12 protein-coding genes and 2 pseudogenes are annotated in these 20,001 nt (G+C 40.4%); 4 read left to right on the top strand and 10 right to left on the bottom strand.

Annotation, left to right across the window (positions count from 1 at the left end):
• The first annotated feature begins 621 nt into the window (after positions 1 to 621).
• Together FS875_RS10885 and FS875_RS10880 are read left to right on the top strand one after the other, a co-directional pair.
• On the top strand, positions 622 to 789 hold the full coding sequence (locus FS875_RS10885) for a DUF3987 domain-containing protein (RefSeq protein ID WP_342778862.1): 168 nt from the start codon (positions 622 to 624) through the stop codon (positions 787 to 789).
• 277 nt (positions 790 to 1,066) lie between these two features.
• Positions 1,067 to 1,411: a hypothetical protein gene (locus tag FS875_RS10880; protein WP_342778861.1), complete on the top strand. Its 345-nt coding sequence runs from the start codon at positions 1,067 to 1,069 to the stop codon at positions 1,409 to 1,411.
• 338 nt (positions 1,412 to 1,749) lie between these two features.
• Here FS875_RS10880 and FS875_RS05465 read toward each other — a convergent pair whose 3' ends face one another.
• The 4 genes from FS875_RS05465 to FS875_RS05450 all read right to left on the bottom strand — a co-directional run bounded on the left by FS875_RS05465 (position 1,750) and on the right by FS875_RS05450 (position 12,349).
• Entirely contained in the window at positions 1,750 to 2,340 is a 591-nt protein-coding gene (locus FS875_RS05465; RefSeq protein WP_144754091.1) for an SMI1/KNR4 family protein, read from the bottom strand.
• Entirely contained in the window at positions 2,337 to 2,822 is a 486-nt protein-coding gene (locus tag FS875_RS05460; RefSeq protein ID WP_144754088.1) for an SMI1/KNR4 family protein, read from the bottom strand. The genes FS875_RS05465 and FS875_RS05460 overlap by 4 nt, the downstream gene beginning before the upstream one ends.
• Before the next feature lie 20 nt (positions 2,823 to 2,842).
• A complete protein-coding gene (locus FS875_RS05455) occupies positions 2,843 to 10,489 on the bottom strand; it encodes a two-partner secretion domain-containing protein (protein WP_144754085.1) in 7,647 nt (2,548 codons plus the stop codon).
• Between the two features lie 90 nt (positions 10,490 to 10,579).
• Positions 10,580 to 12,349 carry a ShlB/FhaC/HecB family hemolysin secretion/activation protein gene (locus tag FS875_RS05450; protein ID WP_144754082.1) on the bottom strand — a complete coding sequence of 590 codons (1,770 nt, stop codon included), beginning with the start codon at positions 12,347 to 12,349 and terminating at the stop codon, positions 10,580 to 10,582.
• Positions 12,350 to 12,761: 412 nt separating this feature from the next.
• Here FS875_RS05450 and FS875_RS05445 point away from each other — a divergent pair.
• A pseudogene (locus tag FS875_RS05445) lies at positions 12,762 to 13,239 on the top strand (type ISP restriction/modification enzyme); the annotation flags it as partial.
• A 356-nt stretch (positions 13,240 to 13,595) separates the two neighbouring features.
• Positions 13,596 to 14,489, top strand: a pseudogene (locus tag FS875_RS05435) (tyrosine-type recombinase/integrase).
• A gap of 229 nt (positions 14,490 to 14,718) precedes the next feature.
• Here FS875_RS05435 and FS875_RS05430 read toward each other — a convergent pair.
• The 6 genes from FS875_RS05430 to der all read right to left on the bottom strand — a co-directional run bounded on the left by FS875_RS05430 (position 14,719) and on the right by der (position 19,999).
• Positions 14,719 to 15,213 carry a F0F1 ATP synthase subunit B gene (locus FS875_RS05430; protein ID WP_144754079.1) on the bottom strand — a complete coding sequence of 165 codons (495 nt, stop codon included), beginning with the start codon at positions 15,211 to 15,213 and terminating at the stop codon, positions 14,719 to 14,721.
• 11 nt (positions 15,214 to 15,224) lie between these two features.
• A complete protein-coding gene (locus FS875_RS05425; RefSeq protein WP_144754076.1) occupies positions 15,225 to 15,791 on the bottom strand; it encodes a F0F1 ATP synthase subunit B in 567 nt (188 codons plus the stop codon).
• 128 nt (positions 15,792 to 15,919) lie between these two features.
• On the bottom strand, positions 15,920 to 16,150 hold the full coding sequence (locus FS875_RS05420; RefSeq protein WP_005773968.1) for a F0F1 ATP synthase subunit C: 231 nt from the start codon (positions 16,148 to 16,150) through the stop codon (positions 15,920 to 15,922).
• A gap of 53 nt (positions 16,151 to 16,203) precedes the next feature.
• Positions 16,204 to 16,962, bottom strand: a complete 759-nt coding sequence (locus FS875_RS05415; protein ID WP_144754094.1) for a F0F1 ATP synthase subunit A — start codon at positions 16,960 to 16,962, stop codon at positions 16,204 to 16,206.
• A 7-nt stretch (positions 16,963 to 16,969) separates the two neighbouring features.
• Complete coding sequence (locus tag FS875_RS05410; protein WP_144754074.1) at positions 16,970 to 17,404, bottom strand: AtpZ/AtpI family protein; 435 nt, start codon at positions 17,402 to 17,404, stop codon at positions 16,970 to 16,972.
• A gap of 1,170 nt (positions 17,405 to 18,574) precedes the next feature.
• Positions 18,575 to 19,999, bottom strand: a complete 1,425-nt coding sequence (gene der / locus FS875_RS05405) for a ribosome biogenesis GTPase Der (protein WP_144754071.1) — start codon at positions 19,997 to 19,999, stop codon at positions 18,575 to 18,577.
• Positions 20,000 to 20,001 lie beyond the last annotated feature (2 nt).

The following is a 20,001-nucleotide window of genomic DNA, read 5'->3' as shown; positions in this document are numbered from 1 at the left end:
ACTGCACCAGAATTAGATACAGCAGCCGCCATCTCAGGCGTTGATACACCAGCCATAGGCGCTTGTATTATTAACGAGCGTATATCTTTAGGTAATTTAGCTAACACAGTAGCCCTCAAAATTGATGATATTGATGATTTGGAAATTTATCACCTATAATGCTTTTGAAACTATAGATGGGAAGTACGAATAATAAAATCGCTCACTCTTGCTCCACACCACTTAGATCAAGTTAGCAGCAAGAAAATTAAAGCTTCGTTCATTTTCATATCCAGCGGCGGTATATATAAAAAAATGTACGATTGCAATAACCCATTATCCTGATAAATTGTGATATATACAATTTTTCTATAACCTTAAAAATCTATTTCATTAAGCTTGTCGTGATATATCTTATTTATTCAGCACAGTAGATGAAAAACTATGAGCAGTTTTTTGATAAAAATCTCAAATTTCAAAAAGAACAAAGAGAATCAAATCACTGTAAAAACCACCCCGCCTTAAGTTCTGTAAATGATATTTTGTATCTCATCTTAACCTGCAAAACTTTATAATGCTAAAACCAATCAACCCTAAAATGGTTAAAGCAGAAAGAGAGAGTGTGAAACAGCCCGTGCTCTTTTGTCTGAAGTCCCCTCTAAAGACAATATCCATAATGATGGCTCTCGTTTTATTGTCAATGATACGAGCGTAGAAAAGCTTAAGGAATTGTTAAAAGAAAATCCTCGTGGTCTCTTAATGGTTCGTGATGAGTTATCCAGTTTCTTAACAGATATGGAATGGAAATAATATCAAACAGACCGCGCTTTTTATCTCGAAGCTTTTAATGAAGATGGTCAATTTACCTATAACCGTATCGGGCGTTGAACCATTTTTATTCCCAATGCACCCCTTTCCATTATAGGGGGTATTCAACCGTCTCGTATTCTGCCCTTTATACGCAATGCTTTATATGGCAAAGGCAATGATGGTTTTTTACAACGGTCTCAAATGCTGGTGTGACCCGATGAGACAAAAGGGTGGCAATGGGTTGATAGACATCCCAATCAAGAGGCATGGAAAACTTATGAAGGAGTATTTCATTCTCTTTATGATAAACCCACTTGATTCTTCTGAACACCGGCTTGTCATGCGTTTTTCTGCTGAAGCTCAAGAGATGTTTCGTGAATGGATGCAAAAGGTTTTTAAAGAAGCTAAAGGAAATAAACTTTCTGAAAGCTTACAAGCGCGTCTTTTGAAAATGCCCAAAACCATAGAAAGCCTTGCGTTGGGAAAAAATTTGTTAAGTCATGTCAAAAGGCTTTACGCGGCTGGGGATGCATTCATAAAAGACTGTGCAAAATTGATTATCGAATGCTGTGATCATTTACCCGATATTTTTACTTTACGCGATATTCACCAACGGTGTTGAATACATTTCAATATTTGTACCTTTTACTTCTTTTCCTTTGACGGTCCAAGTAACAATTCTGTTAGGATTAAATAAATCGTCTCTTTGATAGACTTTTTTGTCTGACTAAATTTGCTATCGGTAAATTTAGTGAGTTTCTTTTTTAACCAATACTTTTTTCTTCAGTAGCGAGTTTTGTCAGTTCTTTTTTAGCTTCAAGCTTGGTCAGATCTCCCTGAGCTACAAGTTCTACAAGATTTTTCTTGGAAGAAAATTAAGTGATCGTAAATAATACCACTACTAGGAATATCTGCTGTATATCCCTTATAAACGTTACATATTTTCTCACCCCTCTCTTATCACCTCCCCCATAATTTTTTCCAAAAGCGCTTGTAAAAAGGGATAGGTTGCGGAGTGGGAGGGGTATCAGGTTTTTCAATTGGTTGATCACCATCAGGTATCTCAGCTCCTACGCTTTCTTTGATTCTTTTACAAAGGAATTCATAAAAATTACTCGCGTAATATTCGCACTCTTCAGATGGAAGCATGACATAGAGTGGACATTCACCATCCTGAAACCGTGTATAATCAAAATAAAAGGTTTCACCAAAATCTGTTCTGCTCACGAAAAGCTGTTCTGGTGTTATAAAACCTTTTTTTCTATTGAGTAAGTTTCGGTAAACAATATCACCAGCAGGAATACCTTCCCCATAATCTCCATAAATGCTAAAAATTTCATCACCACCAATTTCTCCTCCTCCATATTTCTTTAAAAAAACTTTGTAAGATGATGTGAATTTCAAACCCAAAGCTTTCTCTGCCTTTTCAATCTGTAAATCATCTGTTTCATTCTCTTCATCATCTTCACTACCAAAATTGATAATATCATCATCATACTTATTCACTTTATCAATTAATACTGCAACATCAGCTAAGGTATAGGTTTTCATGACACTTCGCCTGCGTGCTCTTTAATTCTTTTACAAAGGAATTCATAAAAATTACTTGCATAATAATGTGACTCTCCAGATGGAATTTCGACATAGAGTGGGCATTCACCATCCTGAAACTGAGAGTAATCAAAATAAAATGTCTCACCAAAATCTGTTCTACTCACAACAAGCTGTTGTGGTTTTGCTAAACCATTTTCTATATCTGTTAAGTGATAGTAAACAATATCACCAGCAGGACAATCCTCAAAACTTGCGTTATAAATGCTAAAAATTTCCTCATAACCAATTTCTCCTCCTTTATAATTTTTTAAAAAATCCTTATAAGAAGTTGTAAACTGTAAACCGAGAGTTTTTTCTGCCTCTTTAATTCGTACATCACTAACTGCGTCCTCTGCAGTACCAAAATTGATAATATCATCATTATATTTATTTACTTTATCAATTAATTGCACAACATCAGCTAAAGTATAAGTTTTCATAGGTTGTTCTCCATAAATTGCTATTTTTTTAACTTCATATTTTCTTCTAACATCTTAGCACGCTCCTTCCAATATTTTGGTCTCCATATATCGAAAATATCTCTATCAATAGCCGATCCCATTGTATTAGGATTAATATGAATAAGAGAATTATATTTTTTATGAAATGCATTTGTAACTTCTGCTATGGGACCATCATGCGTTTGCAGCATATGATGCAATTCAACAGGTTTATTATCAAAGCCAATGGGGGCTCTTCCTGTTTTCATCCTTTCAATATTTGTACCTTTTACTTCTTTTCCTTTTACTGTCCAAGTAACAATTCTATTAGGATCAAACAAATCATCTCTCTGATAGACTTTGTTTATCTGAGTAATTTTTTCTCCCTTTCTCGTTATTTCAAACCCAACCTCAATAGGTTTTGACCAGAATTTTCTTTCCTGTCCAAAATATTGAGTTGCAATAACTTCATCGCTCATTTTTTCTAGTGATTGAGCGACTTCTCTCCCAACATGAGCAGTATTTACTTCAGAAGTAGATGCTCCAACTTTTGCTCCTGTTATAGCTGCTTCTTTGATCAGATCTTTTTCTACAAGCTTACCCGCAAGCTTTATGCCTCCCTTAGCTACTGCAGCAGCGCCGTCAGTAAGAACTATAGAACCCACTATATAAGCTGTATTTCCTACTGGTTTACCTATCATTTCGCCAGATTCAACACCGATACTGAATGCCCCATCTTCCCCTTTTTCCATTGTTTCATGTATGTGATCTATATACCCCCAAAAGGAACCATTCACACCTTCCCAGAATTGACCAGCACCTTCCTGGAGTTGACCAACACCTTCTTCCCAAAGTTGACCAGCACCTTTTTCCCAGAGTTGACCAGCACCTTCCCAGAATTGACCAGCACCTCCCAAGACATCATCTTTCATATGTCCACTCACGACCCAAGACGCTCCTGTTCCAATGCCTTTAACAATCGTTTTACCGTCCTCAAATAAATTGTTTCCTATTGCTTTTACGGCAGAAGAAGTCGTACCGTACGCAACACCTATCAACCAAAACACATCTTGTTGCTCATCAATCTCAAGCCATTTTTCGGCAACATCTTTTCGACACCACTTATCAGGACACTCTTCTAATTCTTTCTTCATTTGGGCACGTTGAGCACTGCTGAGGTAGTTATTTTCCGCGGCATTACCAGCAGCATCCGCGCCAGTATTGACATCCCCACCAGCAAGGGCGGCAGCAAAGCCCCCCGCTATGCGCGCGATATCAATGGTGTGCTCTTTAAAGTCAGCAAATTGTGCATCAATTTTTGCCGTGATGCGGGCTTGTTCTTCCGGCGTTGGGGTGCGACCATCTAATGCCCCCATTTCCTCTTTCACAATGTTTTGCATCCACAGTTTGAACTGGAGCATGGCTGCGGCTTCGCCTACAACACCCCCCACGGCGCCAGCCGTACAATCACCACTCGCTGTCGCACCGACAATACAGCCAAGCCCCGCATGAGCTACAATTTGCGTCACCGTGTCTATTTTGCCCTCTGCTTTAGCGGTACCAATTTCTTCCGCTAATGTTTTGCCAAGGGTTCCTGACAGCGCTGTACGTAGATTGTTAAAAAAGTTTTTGTCAAGTGAACCGCCTTCAAGAGCTGTTTGAACGCCCGTGCCAATGGCGGCTTTGATCAGATTCCTTTCTGCCTCACGCGTGATACGATCAACCAAAGGGGCGGTTTTGGATAAGGATTGTCCAACACCAGCCATCTCTGTGAATTGACTGGTTAAACCTGCTGTCAACATTGAAGAGACAATGCCCAAAACATTCTTCGATGAGCCTAGCTCATGAAGTGCCTCGGCAATGTTGCCGCGATTATTGACAAGAGCCACAGCACTTTTGTTGATCAGCGCCTGTACCCCTGCTTGTATCGCTGCATTCATGGCTGTGCTGGAGCCAACACCCAATGCACTGGCAATGGCACCGGCGGCACTGGAAGCTGTCCCTGCAGTAACAGCTGTTACAATCAAGGTGACAAAAGCTGCTCCTACTTCTGTGAGACCCTGCTTTTTATAATCCCAGTCTTTAAATTCAGCCTTAACTGCCTGCCAATCAACTTGCTTGGCTAATTCTGGATCATCACGCAATTGCTTGATCCATGACAATTCTGGAGAACGGGCTAACTGCTCAAGGGATTGGTCAAAATCACCGGTTTGTTCATATTCAACAACAAAGCCATCACCCGCATCAAGCTTCATACCCCCACCAGCTTCTATGGTCACATGCTTGATGCTTTCATTCAGATAGCCTTTGTCGCTCTCACTCCACCACACAAGGTTTTCATTGCGCTGATAAACATCCTTAAAATCTTGATCCTTGTTGGTCAGAAACTTGATCTTCCCCTTATCTGCCGTAAGATGTATCTCGCCACCACTTTTTGCCCCTATGGCTTTAAGCGTAAGATCCCCATTTTGCGCATGCATGGAAAGGTTACCACCCGTTTCTATCGTGGTTTTGGTTGTGGTAACTTCGGTTGATTGTTCACGAAACTTATTCTTTTGCTTCGATTTGTCCCCCTCTTTCCCCCTAAGATCCAAATCAGAATTACTAAAGTCTTGTTCTGAGACCACATTGAGAGTACCACCACTGGTGAAATCTGCATCGCCCTTGACTTTAAACTTACCCCCAATGTTAAGATCACCCTCTGTAACAATGGTTAGATTGTCACCACTGTTGACTTCGGCCAACTTGTGATGAGAGCTTTGAGCATCATAATGCCCTTTTTCTAAGGTTTGCTTATTCTCACTCTCTAGTACCAATGAACCAATGGTCGCAGAACCACCGACAGTCACCGTCATTGAACCGCCACTGTTCCATTGCCCACCGTTCATGCTTAAATCGCCAAGGGAGTGAATGTTTAAATCCTGAACAGCAATGATTTGAGACTGCTGCCCCTCGCGATCAACAAAACCAAATTCATTCGTGTCACGGATTTTGGCTGTCCCATCAACGATTGTCTCAGCAGTGAGGGTGATCATATTCCCTAAAACAACCCCTGACGAGTTGACAAAAAGCCCTTGGCTGCTCAGATCAACAGTACCGCTGCCAAGCAAAAATCCACCATCATTCAACAAAGTTTGTGTTGTTGATACGTTGAGTGAACCATTACTCACGATGGAGCCGCTATTGGCAAAGCGGTCTGTCTCTATAGTGACACCATTGCCTTTTAAGTGTGCACTAGCAAGATTTGCTTGCTGTGTTTTTTCCCCATAAATATCCTGCGTGAGAGAAGAGTTTGGTGCTAAATAAACATGGGGCACCAAAACTTCTTGCCCGTTTACAACATGCGTCTCAAGCCAGATCATATCTTTTTTGATCTCGGCAATTTGCTTTTGTGTTAATGGTTTGCCTAGCTCTAACCCTAAGGAATCTTGCTGTGCGATGGCATTGTCATAAAGCCTTTGCATTTGTGCGTTGGGATCATCCACGTCTATGAGGCTGCGATTCCCTGTGAGTTCAAAGATTTGCTCACTTATCAGACGATATTCATAATAGGCATCCCCTAATCTTTTAAACACTTGCTCAGGCTTATAATTGCCAACCCTTTTGAGGAAATAATCAGAGCCCAAAAATTTGCTGGGATTGATAAAATCTGGACGCGTTTCGACTAAAAACGGTACATCAGGTTTTTGGGGCTGAGCAAGCTCTGTCTTTACAGAGCTAAGTCCATCTTGCTTTGGTACTTGTATGGATTCTGGTTCTGGTGTTTGGATACTCGGTGCAAAAAGTGCTTTGTGCCCCGTCAAACCATTGATAATCTTGTTTAATCGATCATCACTGATCAGTGGTTTAGAGCCGTCGAAATCGGTGTTTTTAACACCAGCCAAGCCTTTATCACCAGAGCTTAAACCAACTTGCTCCACCCCTTCACGCACCGCATGATTATCAATATAGCCCGTCAGCTTGGCATCAAGCGTTCCCCCCGCTTCAATCGTGCCATAAACAGCATCATAGGTGCGTGTGAGTGTTTTGGTATTGGTCGTGCTGCCATAATCTGTTATGCCGCCAAACTTACAAAATCCATTCCACGGTCTACATTTTTTCTCCCTGCGATATGTTTCAGTTACAATCTTTGTTGTTTCGCTTAAATCACGTCCTTCATTGAGCAGCGTATCGCCCCGCATCACAATGTTGCCATTGGCAGAAATCAAGCTATAGCTATTGCGGATATCCCCGGCATTCACAGTCAGATGACGCCCTACTAAAATCTGTGCCGCATTACCCTTAAAATGTGCTTGCTGACGGATGACTGTAGTATCAACATCTTCCTTTATCTGGTGGTGCTTAACATTGGTTCCTTCCCATCTTCCCTCAACGAACCGGTGAGAAACCACTTTATCACTTACCTCAACCCCACCTTCACGCATGTTGGTAAGAGATGAGACATCGAAGCTCATATCACCTGAGACAGCTTCTAAAAGACCAGAACTGTTGATCACATGACCTGCCCGCTCTCCCTTTAAGCCACGGATGATGAGATTGTCTTCGGCAATGACATCGCCAAACTGATTGATAAAATCCCCATCTAAGGAGAGCATGGCAGATTTCTTGGCATAAATCAGCCCGCTATTGCTCATATCCCCGCGCACATTGAGGGCAACCGCATCACCACCAGAACCAAGGCTGCCAGCATTGTTCAACGCATCTGTCGTCAAAACAAAAGTGCCACCACTTTTGAGAACCCCACCTTCAGCATTTAAAACCAGAGCCGTTTGCCCCAATAGTGGATCATGATTTTCTGCTACAAGTGTAAAAGCCCCTTGAGATAAAAATTGACCTGAATTTACTAATGAACCAAGCTTTGCATCAACAATACCACTCACCATGATGCCTTGATTGCTTACAAGACCAGAGCTGTTTAAGCTAAGCGTCCCACCTTGTGCTTCCACAAGCCCTGCATGGGTGAGCATGCCTGCACTCAATGCCACATCATAGGCGCCAACCTCACTTGTCTCGCCCATTGTCAAGGTGCCATCACTGGAAAGCGCTATCCGCTTTTTAGAAACAATGCGCCCTGTTTGATTAAGATTTGTTTGCGCATGTAAAGCAATTTCGTCATTGCTCTCTATCATGCCGCTATTGCTTAAATCACCACGGCTCATCAGCTGAAGATCACCACGCTCAATCTCTATGTGCCCTGCTTGGATCACACTGTCTGCAACAACATTGACTGCCCCTTGCGTAGAGATGAGACCATCAACATTTTCAAAACGACCCACATCAATGTGCAAACCATCTCGCGCTAAAACATGCGCACCCTCATCATGTGTAGCGTTTTGTTGGTTTGAATTTGTTGTTGCAGCGCTTTTATTGACAAAAGATGTTGCAACAATCTTCATCGCACCGGCAAGAGCACTGAGAAGACCAGCCTTATTATTTACATGACCAGCCCGTGTCTCTTTCAGCCCATGAATGGTGAGAGCCTCTTCAGCAATTATTCTGCCCTGTATATTGGTTAAATCACCATCACTGAATACGTCCATAGACTTTTTTGCGTAAATCAGCCCACTATTGTTCAAATCTCCGCTCACATTGAGGGCAAGATTTTCATCACTAGAGCCAAGCGCCCCCAAATTGTGCAGTTTCCCTGCAGACAAAACAAGACTGCCCCCACTTTGGATAACCGCACCAGAAGCATTCTCAAGAACAGCTTGTTGACTATCCGCTCCCTCTTGTGTGCTAATCGTCAAGTGTAAATCATTGCTGGCAATCAACATCCCTTGATTGTTGAATGCACTTGCATATCCACTAACGCTGTCACCGCGCATCATGCCATGATTGAGAATCTGATCACGCACTTGGAATGCGAGTTCCCCACCTTGCGCTTCTATACTTCCCGCTTGTGTCAAAGCAGCAGCGCTCAACGCCACATCATGCCCCAACACTGTGCTTTTTTCACCCGTTGTAAGCATACCCCCAGCTGTCAATGCAACCTGCTGCAAACTAATAATATCACCCTTGTGGGTAAGCGCTCCATGCGCTTGAAGTGTGATCACTCCATTGGACGAGACACTGCCTTCTTGGATAAGATCACCACTCTGGGCAGAAAGATCAACTTTTTGCTCTGCTGCTAAACGAGCCCGTGAAGTAAGTGCTGTTGCTTCCGCCAAAAGAAAACCGCCAGCGCTATAATGACCAGCTCCTATGTTAAGTGCATCAGCGGATTTCAGAACAACATTCCCCCCAGCACCAAGATGGTTATTTAAAGCCGTGATTTGATTGGTTTTTATGGTCAAATCGCCAAGGGAAGAGATTCCTGTCTGATTGTTGTCTTGCAAGCGATCCAGATCAATAGTCGCGGCATTTATCTGTAAAAGCGCACCAGCCGCAATTCGCCCACGCCCTGCCTCAACTTTTGTCGCTTGTAAGTGCAAAGAACCTGTCGCTGACTGTTGGCCATCATTGCCAATGCCATTGGCCAACAGAGCATCAGAGCCTAGCTTAATCACATCGGCGTTCACATCAACATTGCCGCTTGCTGCAACTCGTGCATGTTCTGCTAATTCAACCGTGTGACGCGCTTTCAGTTTAACAGAATCTTCTGAAAACAATAAGTCTTTTACATGCACGCTCTCGTGATGAGAATGCGCATTTACCGCACCTTTAGCACGGGCTTTAGCAAGCACCAGCTTCCCATCACTTGTCAATCTCATGGCGCCTGCATTGGCAACCATGTCCCCTCGCATTTTAACGCCTGCCCCTTTATCGTTGGCAAGCACGCGGATCTGACCCGCATACATCCCACCAAATTCACTGGAATCAATCGCCAATTCCGGCTCTTTGCTATCAAAGCCAAGAGAAGTTACTTCCCGTTTATCATAATCAAAATGATTATGCCCCGCGATAACTGCTAAATCCCCTTTAACTTGGATGGGACCTGCTATACTGATCTTGCGCGAAACCAGATCAAAAATATCCACTGTGCGTCCATCAGCGCCTTTAGCGCCAATGGTGATATCACCCCCTTCAACGCGCAAACCGCTTAAAGCCCCATTGGCGCCAATAATCGGCTGCCCTGTCGATAAAGTCACTCGCGGTGTATTGATAAAACCACAGCCCTGACAGGTAATTCCATTGGGATTAGCAATAATAACATCCGCCGCGACCCCATGAACTTCGCTCACACCTTCAAGACGCGAACGATTAGCACTTATCACTTCGTTGAGAATAACCTTTGCAGCACCAGTGCCCCGTAAATTGCCATTGCCAAGCACCAAACCGCCAAGCTGTGAACGTGAAACCTCCTCAGTCGAATTGTTTAAAATTACGCCATGGGTATCAACATTAAAACTGTCGTATTTATTGTGAGAAAGACCTTGCCCATTGGGGCGCGCTATATCAACAAGCGGTACGCCATTGCTGGCTTCTCCTATCGTGGGGCGGAAAAGTGAGCCAACCCCATCTGCCGCTTTAATCCCTTGAGCCTCTTGTACTGGTGATCTTTGTGCACCAATTGCTTGCGCTTGTACTAACAAAGGTTGAAAAGCTAAACTAAAGCTTAAAACGAGAGAAATCCCCTTATGAGCCCCTCGCCGCAAAACACCAAGAGCATGCTTCCCTAGCACATACCCATATCCTAATTTATGCTTTTGTTTCTGAAATCCCCGCATCTTACTCTCCTCAAAAAGCCTCTATCTCTTTGTAAAAAAACACCCAATGGGTATAAATAGTTAGGCGATCTTTTCGACCGCCTCTTTGCTCTAAAATCTCAATAATGTCCGCACTTGAAACAACCCTGTCGTATTCCCCTGCTCTCTTGGTGTTGATTGGGTCAAAATATTTGAATATGACAGATCCATATCCAAAATCTCTCCACTTGCATGAAAACCCAGAGTTGCCCCAACGAGGCTACCGCCAAAACTGTTTCTAACGGGGGCATTGGCGACCATCCCTAAATCAAGCGCTATATACGGTGTAAATTGCCCTATAAATTTACGCCCCATTTTTGAAGAAAAACCTGGTAATAATAGCGAAAACTCATTGCGCCAAAACACACCATTATTGCCGTAATAAACCGCCTCACGGACGCCGCGTACAGAAGAATTTCCACCAAGTGACAGTTGTTCTGAACTAAATAACGTATCAGGGGATAATTGCCCTGAAAATAACGTGTTATAGCGAAAATTATACTGTTTGAGTGAAAAGTCACGCCCATAGCTTAAAGAAAAAGACAACTTTGAAAATTGCCCCTTGGGGGTATTTTTTGTCGAAGTTTCTTGCTCCTTATCATCATAAGCGCCCAAAATCGCCAAACCCTTATGAAACCCTATATGAGCGCTTAATTCTCCTCCCATCCATTTGCGTGAATGATCAAGCTCTAATGTTGCAATAGCCAGTTTACGGCTGGAAACATCAACCTTGCTGCCCATAATAAAATTATCGGAATATTTCCATGTCAGTCGTCCTGTAACCCATGTCTTTCCCTCTTGATCGCGGTCAATAACCCATGAAATCCACGGCGTAAGCGATAAAGATTTACCGGCAGTATCAATATCAGAAAATATTCCCTTAATACTCGAATGATATTGACTCCAACTGCCATCAAGACCTACCGTCCAATAGCCATAGGGAATAGAAAATGAACCCGTTATCGTATCACTATTGGGGCGCTTGCCTGAAAAATGATACGGGCCACCATTCATGGAGCGCTGATAACTAAACGACCATTGATCATTGATCCCTAATAAATCATCAAAAGAAAGGCTAACACGCGTTTGGTAAAGTCCTGTGGCTTTAGCACCAAGATTATCACTGGAAAGTGTAAGGAGCCACGGCTTCTGCTTATTAATATGAATATCAAGAATAGAACCACCTGCAACCTCCCCAGCACCAAGGTTAATGGTCGCATGACGAGAGAAAAGCCGATTAATTTGATCAAGTCCTTGCTCTATCGAGCGAAGATGAGCAGGGTGACCAATCACATGTGGAAAAGCTGTGATGAGTTCACCTTGATATTTTTTTCCAGCTTTCTGTCCCTCTAAGGTAATATCCTCTATCTGTCCTTCAACAACAACAATTTTAAGACGACCTCCCCTTAGGTCTTGTTCAGGTAAATAAGCCCGCACCGCAATATAGCCGCGCTTCATATAAAGTTTGGTTACTGCTTTGAGCACTTTGTTGATCTCGGCAATACCAAGACACCGCCCTTCCCAAGAGGAAATGGCATTATGAAGGTCGGCATAAGAAATCAACTGAACACCAACAAATTCAATGTTTTTAATCAGCAAACAGTTTTTTTGTGTTGAATCACTTTGAAATAATAGAGGTTCATTATCATCCTGTAATGAAATCTCATGCGTTTCGTTCCTGCGATGTAATTGTTGAAAACGCTGTTCTTGTGTTTGTTGACGTTGAATCCTATCGGATTGATCAATCGCTTGATCACGAATGCTTTCTGCAAAACTCGCCCATGAAAAAAAATATAAAAATGCTGCAAAAATAAAAAATAAAAGGGAAAAAAAACTACGCATTTATTGTCCCTCAAAGTGAGAAACAAAATGAACCACACCATCAGTGTTACAGAAAAAATCACTAACCGCGTAACAATTCTTTAATTTTTTAATGAGAATAATGCTTCTAAAATCTAATAGAAAAGCATAGACTACCCTGTATAAACCCGCTTTATTGGTTGTACAAACCATATCACTCCCCCCGCCTCTGAAGAGCGTATAATTGCACGGTTAAATGACAATCATACATTCTATATGCTTCTTAATTTTAGGTGTCGCATATAGTATAATTTTGAAGTGCAAGTAAAGACTGTTATTCACAGAATATATCTGATTTATTAGAACTGTTACATATTAGAGACAATAAACGCCTATCCTTTATTATCACCTGATAAGAAGCCCAAAAACACAATCTAAAACGATAATAATATCCTTTTATCACATTCATGGTTTATTGCGTTCAGAAGATTATCGTGCTCGTTCATGCTTATAATTTATGCAAAGAACTCCCTCGTATCCCTTGTGTAAAGACAGCTGAGGGTTTTTGGAAGTTTGTAACAGCAGGGCGTGAACATGAGGCATTTGCACGTGAATTATGAAACTGTAGAACCCTATCCAGTAACTTTTAAAAAAGGCAATCCAAAACAGACTGATATCTCTAATCCTAAAGAATTCTATTACGTAACAGAAATGAAATTCGCAAAAATTAAGAATAGTAAGGAAAAGGATAAATCGACTGTTATTTATAACAGCAATATCACAATAATAGATATCTCTCTTGAAGCTTATAAGTATATCGTCAATAGCAAGCCCACTCTTGAATGGGGTATGGGACGTCAATATCTTAAGACTGATAAAAAAGTGGTATTGTTAAGAACTTACCCAAATTAGAAATTAGAGAAACTGAATAAGCTTTTAAGGTATGCTCATATAATGGGTATGCTAATCTTATAAGGGGTATAGGGTCTTATAACTATAGATTTATACCCCTTTTATAAATTGCTTACATACAATCTTAAAAGGAATAATTTATCATGCGTTATTCTAAAAAGAGATCATTTGCACTTTTAAACACTCTACTTTGGATTGCTTTAAGAAAAGCTAAAAGCAAGGGTGTGAACTCATTGAAATAAAACCTACAGGCGAACTTCTTATCTATCTTAAAGACAAGATCCCAATACCAAACTCAGTAAAGCATACAGACAAAATTTTAGATTTGTCAAAGAATGAATATTACGAAACCTTGCTCTCTAAGATGTAAAATACCATGCCTAAACCACGCCCTCCTCATCTTGTTAAACAGATTACCCAACATGGCAAAATCGTATGGTATGTACGTATTGGTCATGGAAAACGCATTAGAATCCGCGAAACCTATGGAACGCAGGAGTTTGTTGATAACTACAAAAGTGCACTTGCCGAATTGCAAGGGCTTATACTTCCTAAATCCAAAACCGGTAAACTTGTTGAAGGTTCATTCGCATGGCTGCTTAAACAGTATCTAAACAGCTCTAATTGGCATAGTCTTGCTAAAATCACAAAAAAACAAAAAGAACTCATCCTTATGAAGGTATGCGATACAATAGGCAACATTCCATACCAAGCAATTGAACAAGATCTTATGGAAAATAATCCAACAGTAGGAGTAAAAAGACCGGCTCTTAGCAATAAAGATGGCTTTGCTGTTTGAACAGAAGAAGATGTTGAAAAATATTACCAACGCTGGTCACATGGTACCCATGAACGTGTTTGGATTGATGTTCTTCTTTACACAGGCTTACGTCGTGGTGATGCCGTTCGCATTGGCTGGAAAGATGTTAAAGATAATATCATTTATCTCAAAACAGAGAAAAGCAAATTCCAAACAGATGTTTTTCTTCCTATTTTACCAGAATTAGCAGAGACACTTAAAATTGGTCCTGTTGGAGAAGAAACATTCATCTGTAGTAAAATTAATCAAAAGTTCACAAAAGAAAGTTTTGGTAATACATTTCGAGATGCTTGTAATGCGGCTGGAATTAAAAAATCAGCACACGGTTTAAGAAAATTAGCAGCAACACGCACCGCTAACTCTGGTGCAACAGTATCACAACTCAAGGCAATTTTTGGCTGGACAGAAGATAAAATGGCATCCCTTTATACCAAGAGCGCAGATTGTTAAAGACTAGCACTAGAAGCTATAAAAAAGCTTCAAAAAAGTTAGGAATCGAAGTAAAAAACATAATAGAATTAATACTCAACTATTCCCTTATTTATATAATGACTCATCGATTTTCACATTTTTATTCAGCAAAACTAGCGTCACCACATAATCAATAAAGAATTTGATATGAAAAAATTTCGCACCTAAAAAAGCAGCTTTTTATCTCTTTTTATCTCTAAAATTACTATTAATTAAGATATGTTTTCATTTTGCTCAATGATTCCTTGGAAAGAGCTTCTTTAAGGAGTTCATTTTCCCTATTAGAATCTAATTCCTTTTCAATAAGAATACGTGCTGTAGAAATTGCCAAATCGATAGCCGATGAAGAAACCATGCGGATTGCATCTGCTTCTGCCTGAGCAATTTTTTGCTCAGCCAATTTGTTGCGGTTTTTTACATATTCTTCCGCTTTTGTACGAGCCTCAGCAATAACGGATTCAACCTCATGCTTTGCCGCTGCAATAATTTCCTGCGCATCTTTTTCTGCTTCCGCATGCTTGCGTTGATATTCAGCTAATATTTCCTGTGCCTCTTCACGAAGACGCAGAGCCTCATCCAGCTCATCTTTGATACGCTTCGCACGTGTATCGAGATGATGTAAAACTTTCTGTGGAATCTCGAAATAGACTAAAAGAGCTAAAAAAAGAACTAACCCAACAAAAGCCCAAAAAGTATCACTCATCTTTGTCTTCCTCAATAATCCGCAGTTTTAACAACTGAACGAACAGCTTCTTTGCTGATATCAACATCAATCAATTTTTTTACAATTTCAAGGGCGACTTCCTCAGCGATAGAACCAACATTTTGCATCGCTTTATCGCGAATTTTCGCTATCTGTTCTTCAGCATCTGCAAGCTTTTTCTCTAAACGCTCTTCAATTTCTTTTCGTTCAAGCTCTGCCTTTTGTTTTAATTCTTCACCAGCAGCTTGTGCTATAGTATGAGCTTTCAAACGCGCTTCTGCTAATTCACGCTCATAGGTTTCAACAACAGTATCTGCTTCCTGCTTCATACGCATTGCCTGATCTAAGTCAGATGCAATTCGATCTCGACGTGTTTCAATAACACCCCCAATACGCGGTGCAATCACACGAGAGATAAACAGATAAAAAAGTCCGAAAGAAACTGCCAACCAGAAAAAATGCGAACTAAAATGAACAAAATCAAAAGGCGGAAATACGCGATTTGCATGCTCTGCCACTTTTTCGATATGTTCTATCGACGTTTCAGTGTTCTGTGCATAAGCGCTGGAAACAAACATCTTCTTTCATCCTTTAAATAGCTTAAACCCTCTCTAACCAATGATAATTGACAAACAATTCTCTGATTGAGAGCTAAAAGGGTAAACCTTTCCTCATAGTGAGAACAAATATACCCTTTTGATGATGATTAAACCCCAAAAAGAAGTAATAAAGCAATGAGCAATGAAAAAATACCTAAAGCTTCTGTCACAGCAAAACCAAAGACGAGACGTCCAAACTGACTATCTGCGGCTGATGGATTACGTAATGCACCAGAAAGATAGCTCCCAAAAATATTACCAAGCCCTAAAGCTGTTCCAGCCATACCAAAGCAAGCAAGACCAGCGCCAATATATTTTGCTGCAAGCACCATTTCCATATTATTCTCCTTTAAAGTGAAATTGCACTATTCGACGGAAAACCGCCAGTTTATTAATGTCCTGGATGAATTGCATCATTAAGATACATACATGTTAAAACTGTAAAGACGTAAGCTTGAAGAAATGCAACCAAAAACTCAAGAGCCGTAATCGCCACAGTCATAATAAGGGGCAAAATTGAGCCACCAACGCCTACGATTCCTACCCCAATCATTGAAACAACAAACCCTGAAAACACTTTGAGCGTAATATGACCAGCAAGCATATTCGCAAAAAGACGAAGCGAAAGGCTGATGGGGCGGGAGAGAAAAGAAATAATCTCAATCATTGTCACGAGCGGCAAAACGACGACAGGAACCCCACTGGGAACAAATAGTTTCAAAAAACTGACCCCATGCTTATAAAAGCCATAACCAATCACCGTCAAAATGACCACCATTGCCAACGAAAACGTGATCATGATCTGTGAGGTCACCGTATAAAAATAGGGGAAAAGACCAATAAAGTTAGCAACTAAAATAAAAGTAAACAGAGAAAAAACTAAAGGGAAAAACTGCATTCCCTGCACACCAGATGATTCCCGCAGAGTCGATGCGACAAACTCATAGGCCATTTCTGAAAGAGACTGCATCCGCGTTGGAACCAATCCACGACTTGATGATGAAATAAAAAGAAAAACAGACGTTATAACAACCGTAACAACTGTAAACAATGATACATTTGTAAATGATAAATCTATATTTCCTATGGAAATATTAATCAGCCGTGAAATCTCAAACTGATGAATAGGATCTGGAGCGTGCGCTGTCACTTCAACCTCATTTATCGGACCTATCATTGGTCTCTTTATTTTGTTCATCTTGGCGCAATACGCCTTTTTGCCCTAATTGACTGGAGGGAACATACCCCACAGACCGAAGAATACTCAATACACCAGCAGCAAATCCAAGGAGGAGAAAGAACACCAATCCCCACGGCCATGAACCTGCTAACTTATCAAACCCTACCCCCAAAACAACACCAACGATAACACTTGCCAGAAACTCACTGGAAAGCTTAATTGCATCCGCTATCCTTCCTTGTGATTTGTCCCGTCTATCCTTATATTCACGCTTCCTTAATGCTTGCTTGCGCACTAAAGCTATGCTTAAGTTCTTACTACGACATTCCAAATCCTCTGAATAAAAACACTCTCTTTGCTTTTTCTTTTCAGCCTCCTTGCGACTTATAACGGGTTTTTCGCCCATCGCCATCATTGGCTCCTTCATCAAAAAGCAAAGTAAAAATGCATCTCATAAAATCGTGTGCATCATATTGTTCCCGAATTTATTCGTCAAGACACTAAAAGAAATCTATCACAAATTATCATATAAATTTTATCGCCTAAATAACATATTTTTCAATTCAACATACTTTTTTAAAAAGCTTCTGTGAATAATATAAAACCCATGAGTCTGCATCTTTATGCTGAAGCGACAAAACAGTATCATTATACATTTTCTCAACTACAATGTTGCAACAGTCTGCGTCTTTAAAAAAGCATAAAGGCATATCTTTTCTTCCTATCCTTTAAATATTCTGAACTTATGTGAATTCATCTATACAAAACATATCGTGTAACACTTTACTAAAAGTGCACAAACATAACTGATGTCTTATTCTTGGTAACCTAATAGACTAAACACCTATTCATTGGTTGTGAATCAATTGTCTAGACTTTACCCATCATGTGTTCATGAAGATTGATATACCATTGAAAACTGAAAATAATATAAAACCATCTACTAGGTTTTGTACGTTAATACCTGTTTATAGGCCCCATCGTGAAATGAGCTTAAAAGCATAAAGAGATTTTTCTTTAAATCTGCGATATAACAAATTTACAATTTTAAACAAAACACAATAACACTTGAATACAACCATTATACTATTTTATAAAACTTTACCCTACTTGTTGAATTTCACTCTTTAGAATTGAATATTGTTAGATTCAGCAGATATTTTTACTTTTTATTAAAAAATAACATCGCCATAAAAAGCGCTTGTTAATACCCTTTAGTTTTATAAAAAGATAATTTAATGCTTCTTTACAAATAAACACCTATCATTACATTCCCTCCCCTCATATTGTCTTTATTTTTACATTAAAATATACTCTTAAGAGGATTGTGTGCTCTTTCTACAATATTCCCTATTAAATTCTTCTAATGACACGCGAATAAAGAGTCTTTATCAAGAGATAATTAAAACGAGAAAGCTCTATACACGCAGTGATAAGTGATTATTGATTTATCAAGACGATAGTAAATAAAGACTTTTTTCTGTTGAAATTATCATTTTACTTTCGATATTTAGAACACTCTAAATTATGAAAAGGCTTATTTTTAATCTATAGACTTCATCCACTTTAAAATAAAGAGCTATCATTTCTTTTTAGAACGTGTCGCAAAAGGATTATCAGAAGCTCGTAATGATAGGCGCATTGGTATACCAGGCATATCAAATGTTTCACGTAATCCATTAACAAGATAACGCAAATACGACTGGGGCATGACTTGGGGCCGTGAGCAAGAAATCATAAATCCAGGAGGACGTGTTTTCACCTGTGTGATATATTTAACCTTAAGTCGACGTCCCGAAACCGCTGGGGGTGGATGATGTGCCACAACAGTTTCAAGCCATTGATTTAATTTAGCCGTGGAAATGCGACGATTCCATACACGATGCATCATCATGACATTTTCCATAAGTTTATCAATTCCTTGACCGTATTGTCCTGATAAAGGAACAGCTCTCAAACCGCGAACTTGAGGAAGAAATCGCGCACATTTTTCATGCAAATCAATTAATGTAGCCTGACGATCTTCAATAAGGTCCCATTTATTGAAAGCAATAACTGGAACACGCCCTTCACGAATCACAAGATCAGCAATTTGTAAATCCTGCTTTTCAAAAGGCATCGTTGCATCAAAAACAATGACCACAACTTCTGCAAAACGAATGGCACGTAACGTATCAGCAACTGATAGCTTTTCTAATTTTTCTTGAATTTTTGATTTTCGACGTAAACCTGCAGTATCAAAAAGTTTAATATGACGACCACCCCATTCCCAATCGACAGAAATAGAATCGCGTGTCAACCCTGCTTCTGGTCCTGTTAACAACCGATCTTGCTTCAGCATACTATTGATAAGGGTGGATTTCCCTGTATTGGGACGTCCCGCAATGGCAATCCGAATGGGCTTGCTTTCATCGTACATAAGCCCCTCTTCTTCCAAACTGTTTACATCATCATCAACAGAAGCAGGCTGTATCGTCATATCTTCTTCTTTGTTGTTGCCAAAAGCGCGCTCTGCCCCAACAGCCTCTATAATGGCATCACGAAGATCGCTAAGTCCCAAACCATGTTCAGCCGATATTGGACACGGCTCTCCCAAACCTAATGACCACGCCTCATACTCTCCCCCTCTTGCCACTTTTGACTCAGACTTATTGGCAACAAGCACAATCGGTTTTCCTGATTTGCGAACCAGTGAAGCAAAATTTAAATCACTAGGTGTTATCCCGCTCTTTGCATCAAATACGAATAAAACAAGATCTGCTTCATCAATCGCAGCTTTTGTATGAGAACGCATACGCCCCTCAAGGGTGTGATCTCCTGCTTCTTCCAGCCCAGCCGTGTCAATTATATCAAAACGTAGATCTTGAAGTTTTGCCGCATGAATACGCCGATCACGTGTTACACCCGGCTTATCATCAACCAAAGCCAATTTTTGCCCAACCAAACGATTAAAAAGTGTTGATTTACCAACATTGGGACGACCAACGATAGCAATGGTAAGGCTCATCG

It is taken from the genome of Bartonella saheliensis, from assembly GCF_902162175.1.
The sequence above is the reverse complement of the archived record's forward strand: the minus strand, read 5'-3'. Positions and strand labels throughout refer to the sequence as shown.

Excerpts from the sequence above, each read along its gene's own strand:
- FS875_RS05460 (WP_144754088.1), bottom strand. The coding sequence starts at position 2,822 with ATGAAAACTTATACTTTAGCTGATGTTGTGCAATTAATTGATAAAGTA.
- FS875_RS05465 (WP_144754091.1), bottom strand. The coding sequence starts at position 2,340 with ATGAAAACCTATACCTTAGCTGATGTTGCAGTATTAATTGATAAAGTG.
- FS875_RS10880 (WP_342778861.1), top strand. The coding sequence starts at position 1,067 with ATGAAGGAGTATTTCATTCTCTTTATGATAAACCCACTTGATTCTTCT.
- FS875_RS05410 (WP_144754074.1), bottom strand. The coding sequence starts at position 17,404 with ATGGCGATGGGCGAAAAACCCGTTATAAGTCGCAAGGAGGCTGAAAAG.
- FS875_RS05430 (WP_144754079.1), bottom strand. The coding sequence starts at position 15,213 with ATGAGTGATACTTTTTGGGCTTTTGTTGGGTTAGTTCTTTTTTTAGCT.
- FS875_RS05455 (WP_144754085.1), bottom strand. The coding sequence starts at position 10,489 with ATGCGGGGATTTCAGAAACAAAAGCATAAATTAGGATATGGGTATGTG.
- FS875_RS05420 (WP_005773968.1), bottom strand. The coding sequence starts at position 16,150 with ATGGAAATGGTGCTTGCAGCAAAATATATTGGCGCTGGTCTTGCTTGC.
- FS875_RS05450 (WP_144754082.1), bottom strand. The coding sequence starts at position 12,349 with ATGCGTAGTTTTTTTTCCCTTTTATTTTTTATTTTTGCAGCATTTTTA.
- der (WP_144754071.1), bottom strand. The coding sequence starts at position 19,999 with ATGAGCCTTACCATTGCTATCGTTGGTCGTCCCAATGTTGGTAAATCA.
- FS875_RS05425 (WP_144754076.1), bottom strand. The coding sequence starts at position 15,791 with ATGTTTGTTTCCAGCGCTTATGCACAGAACACTGAAACGTCGATAGAA.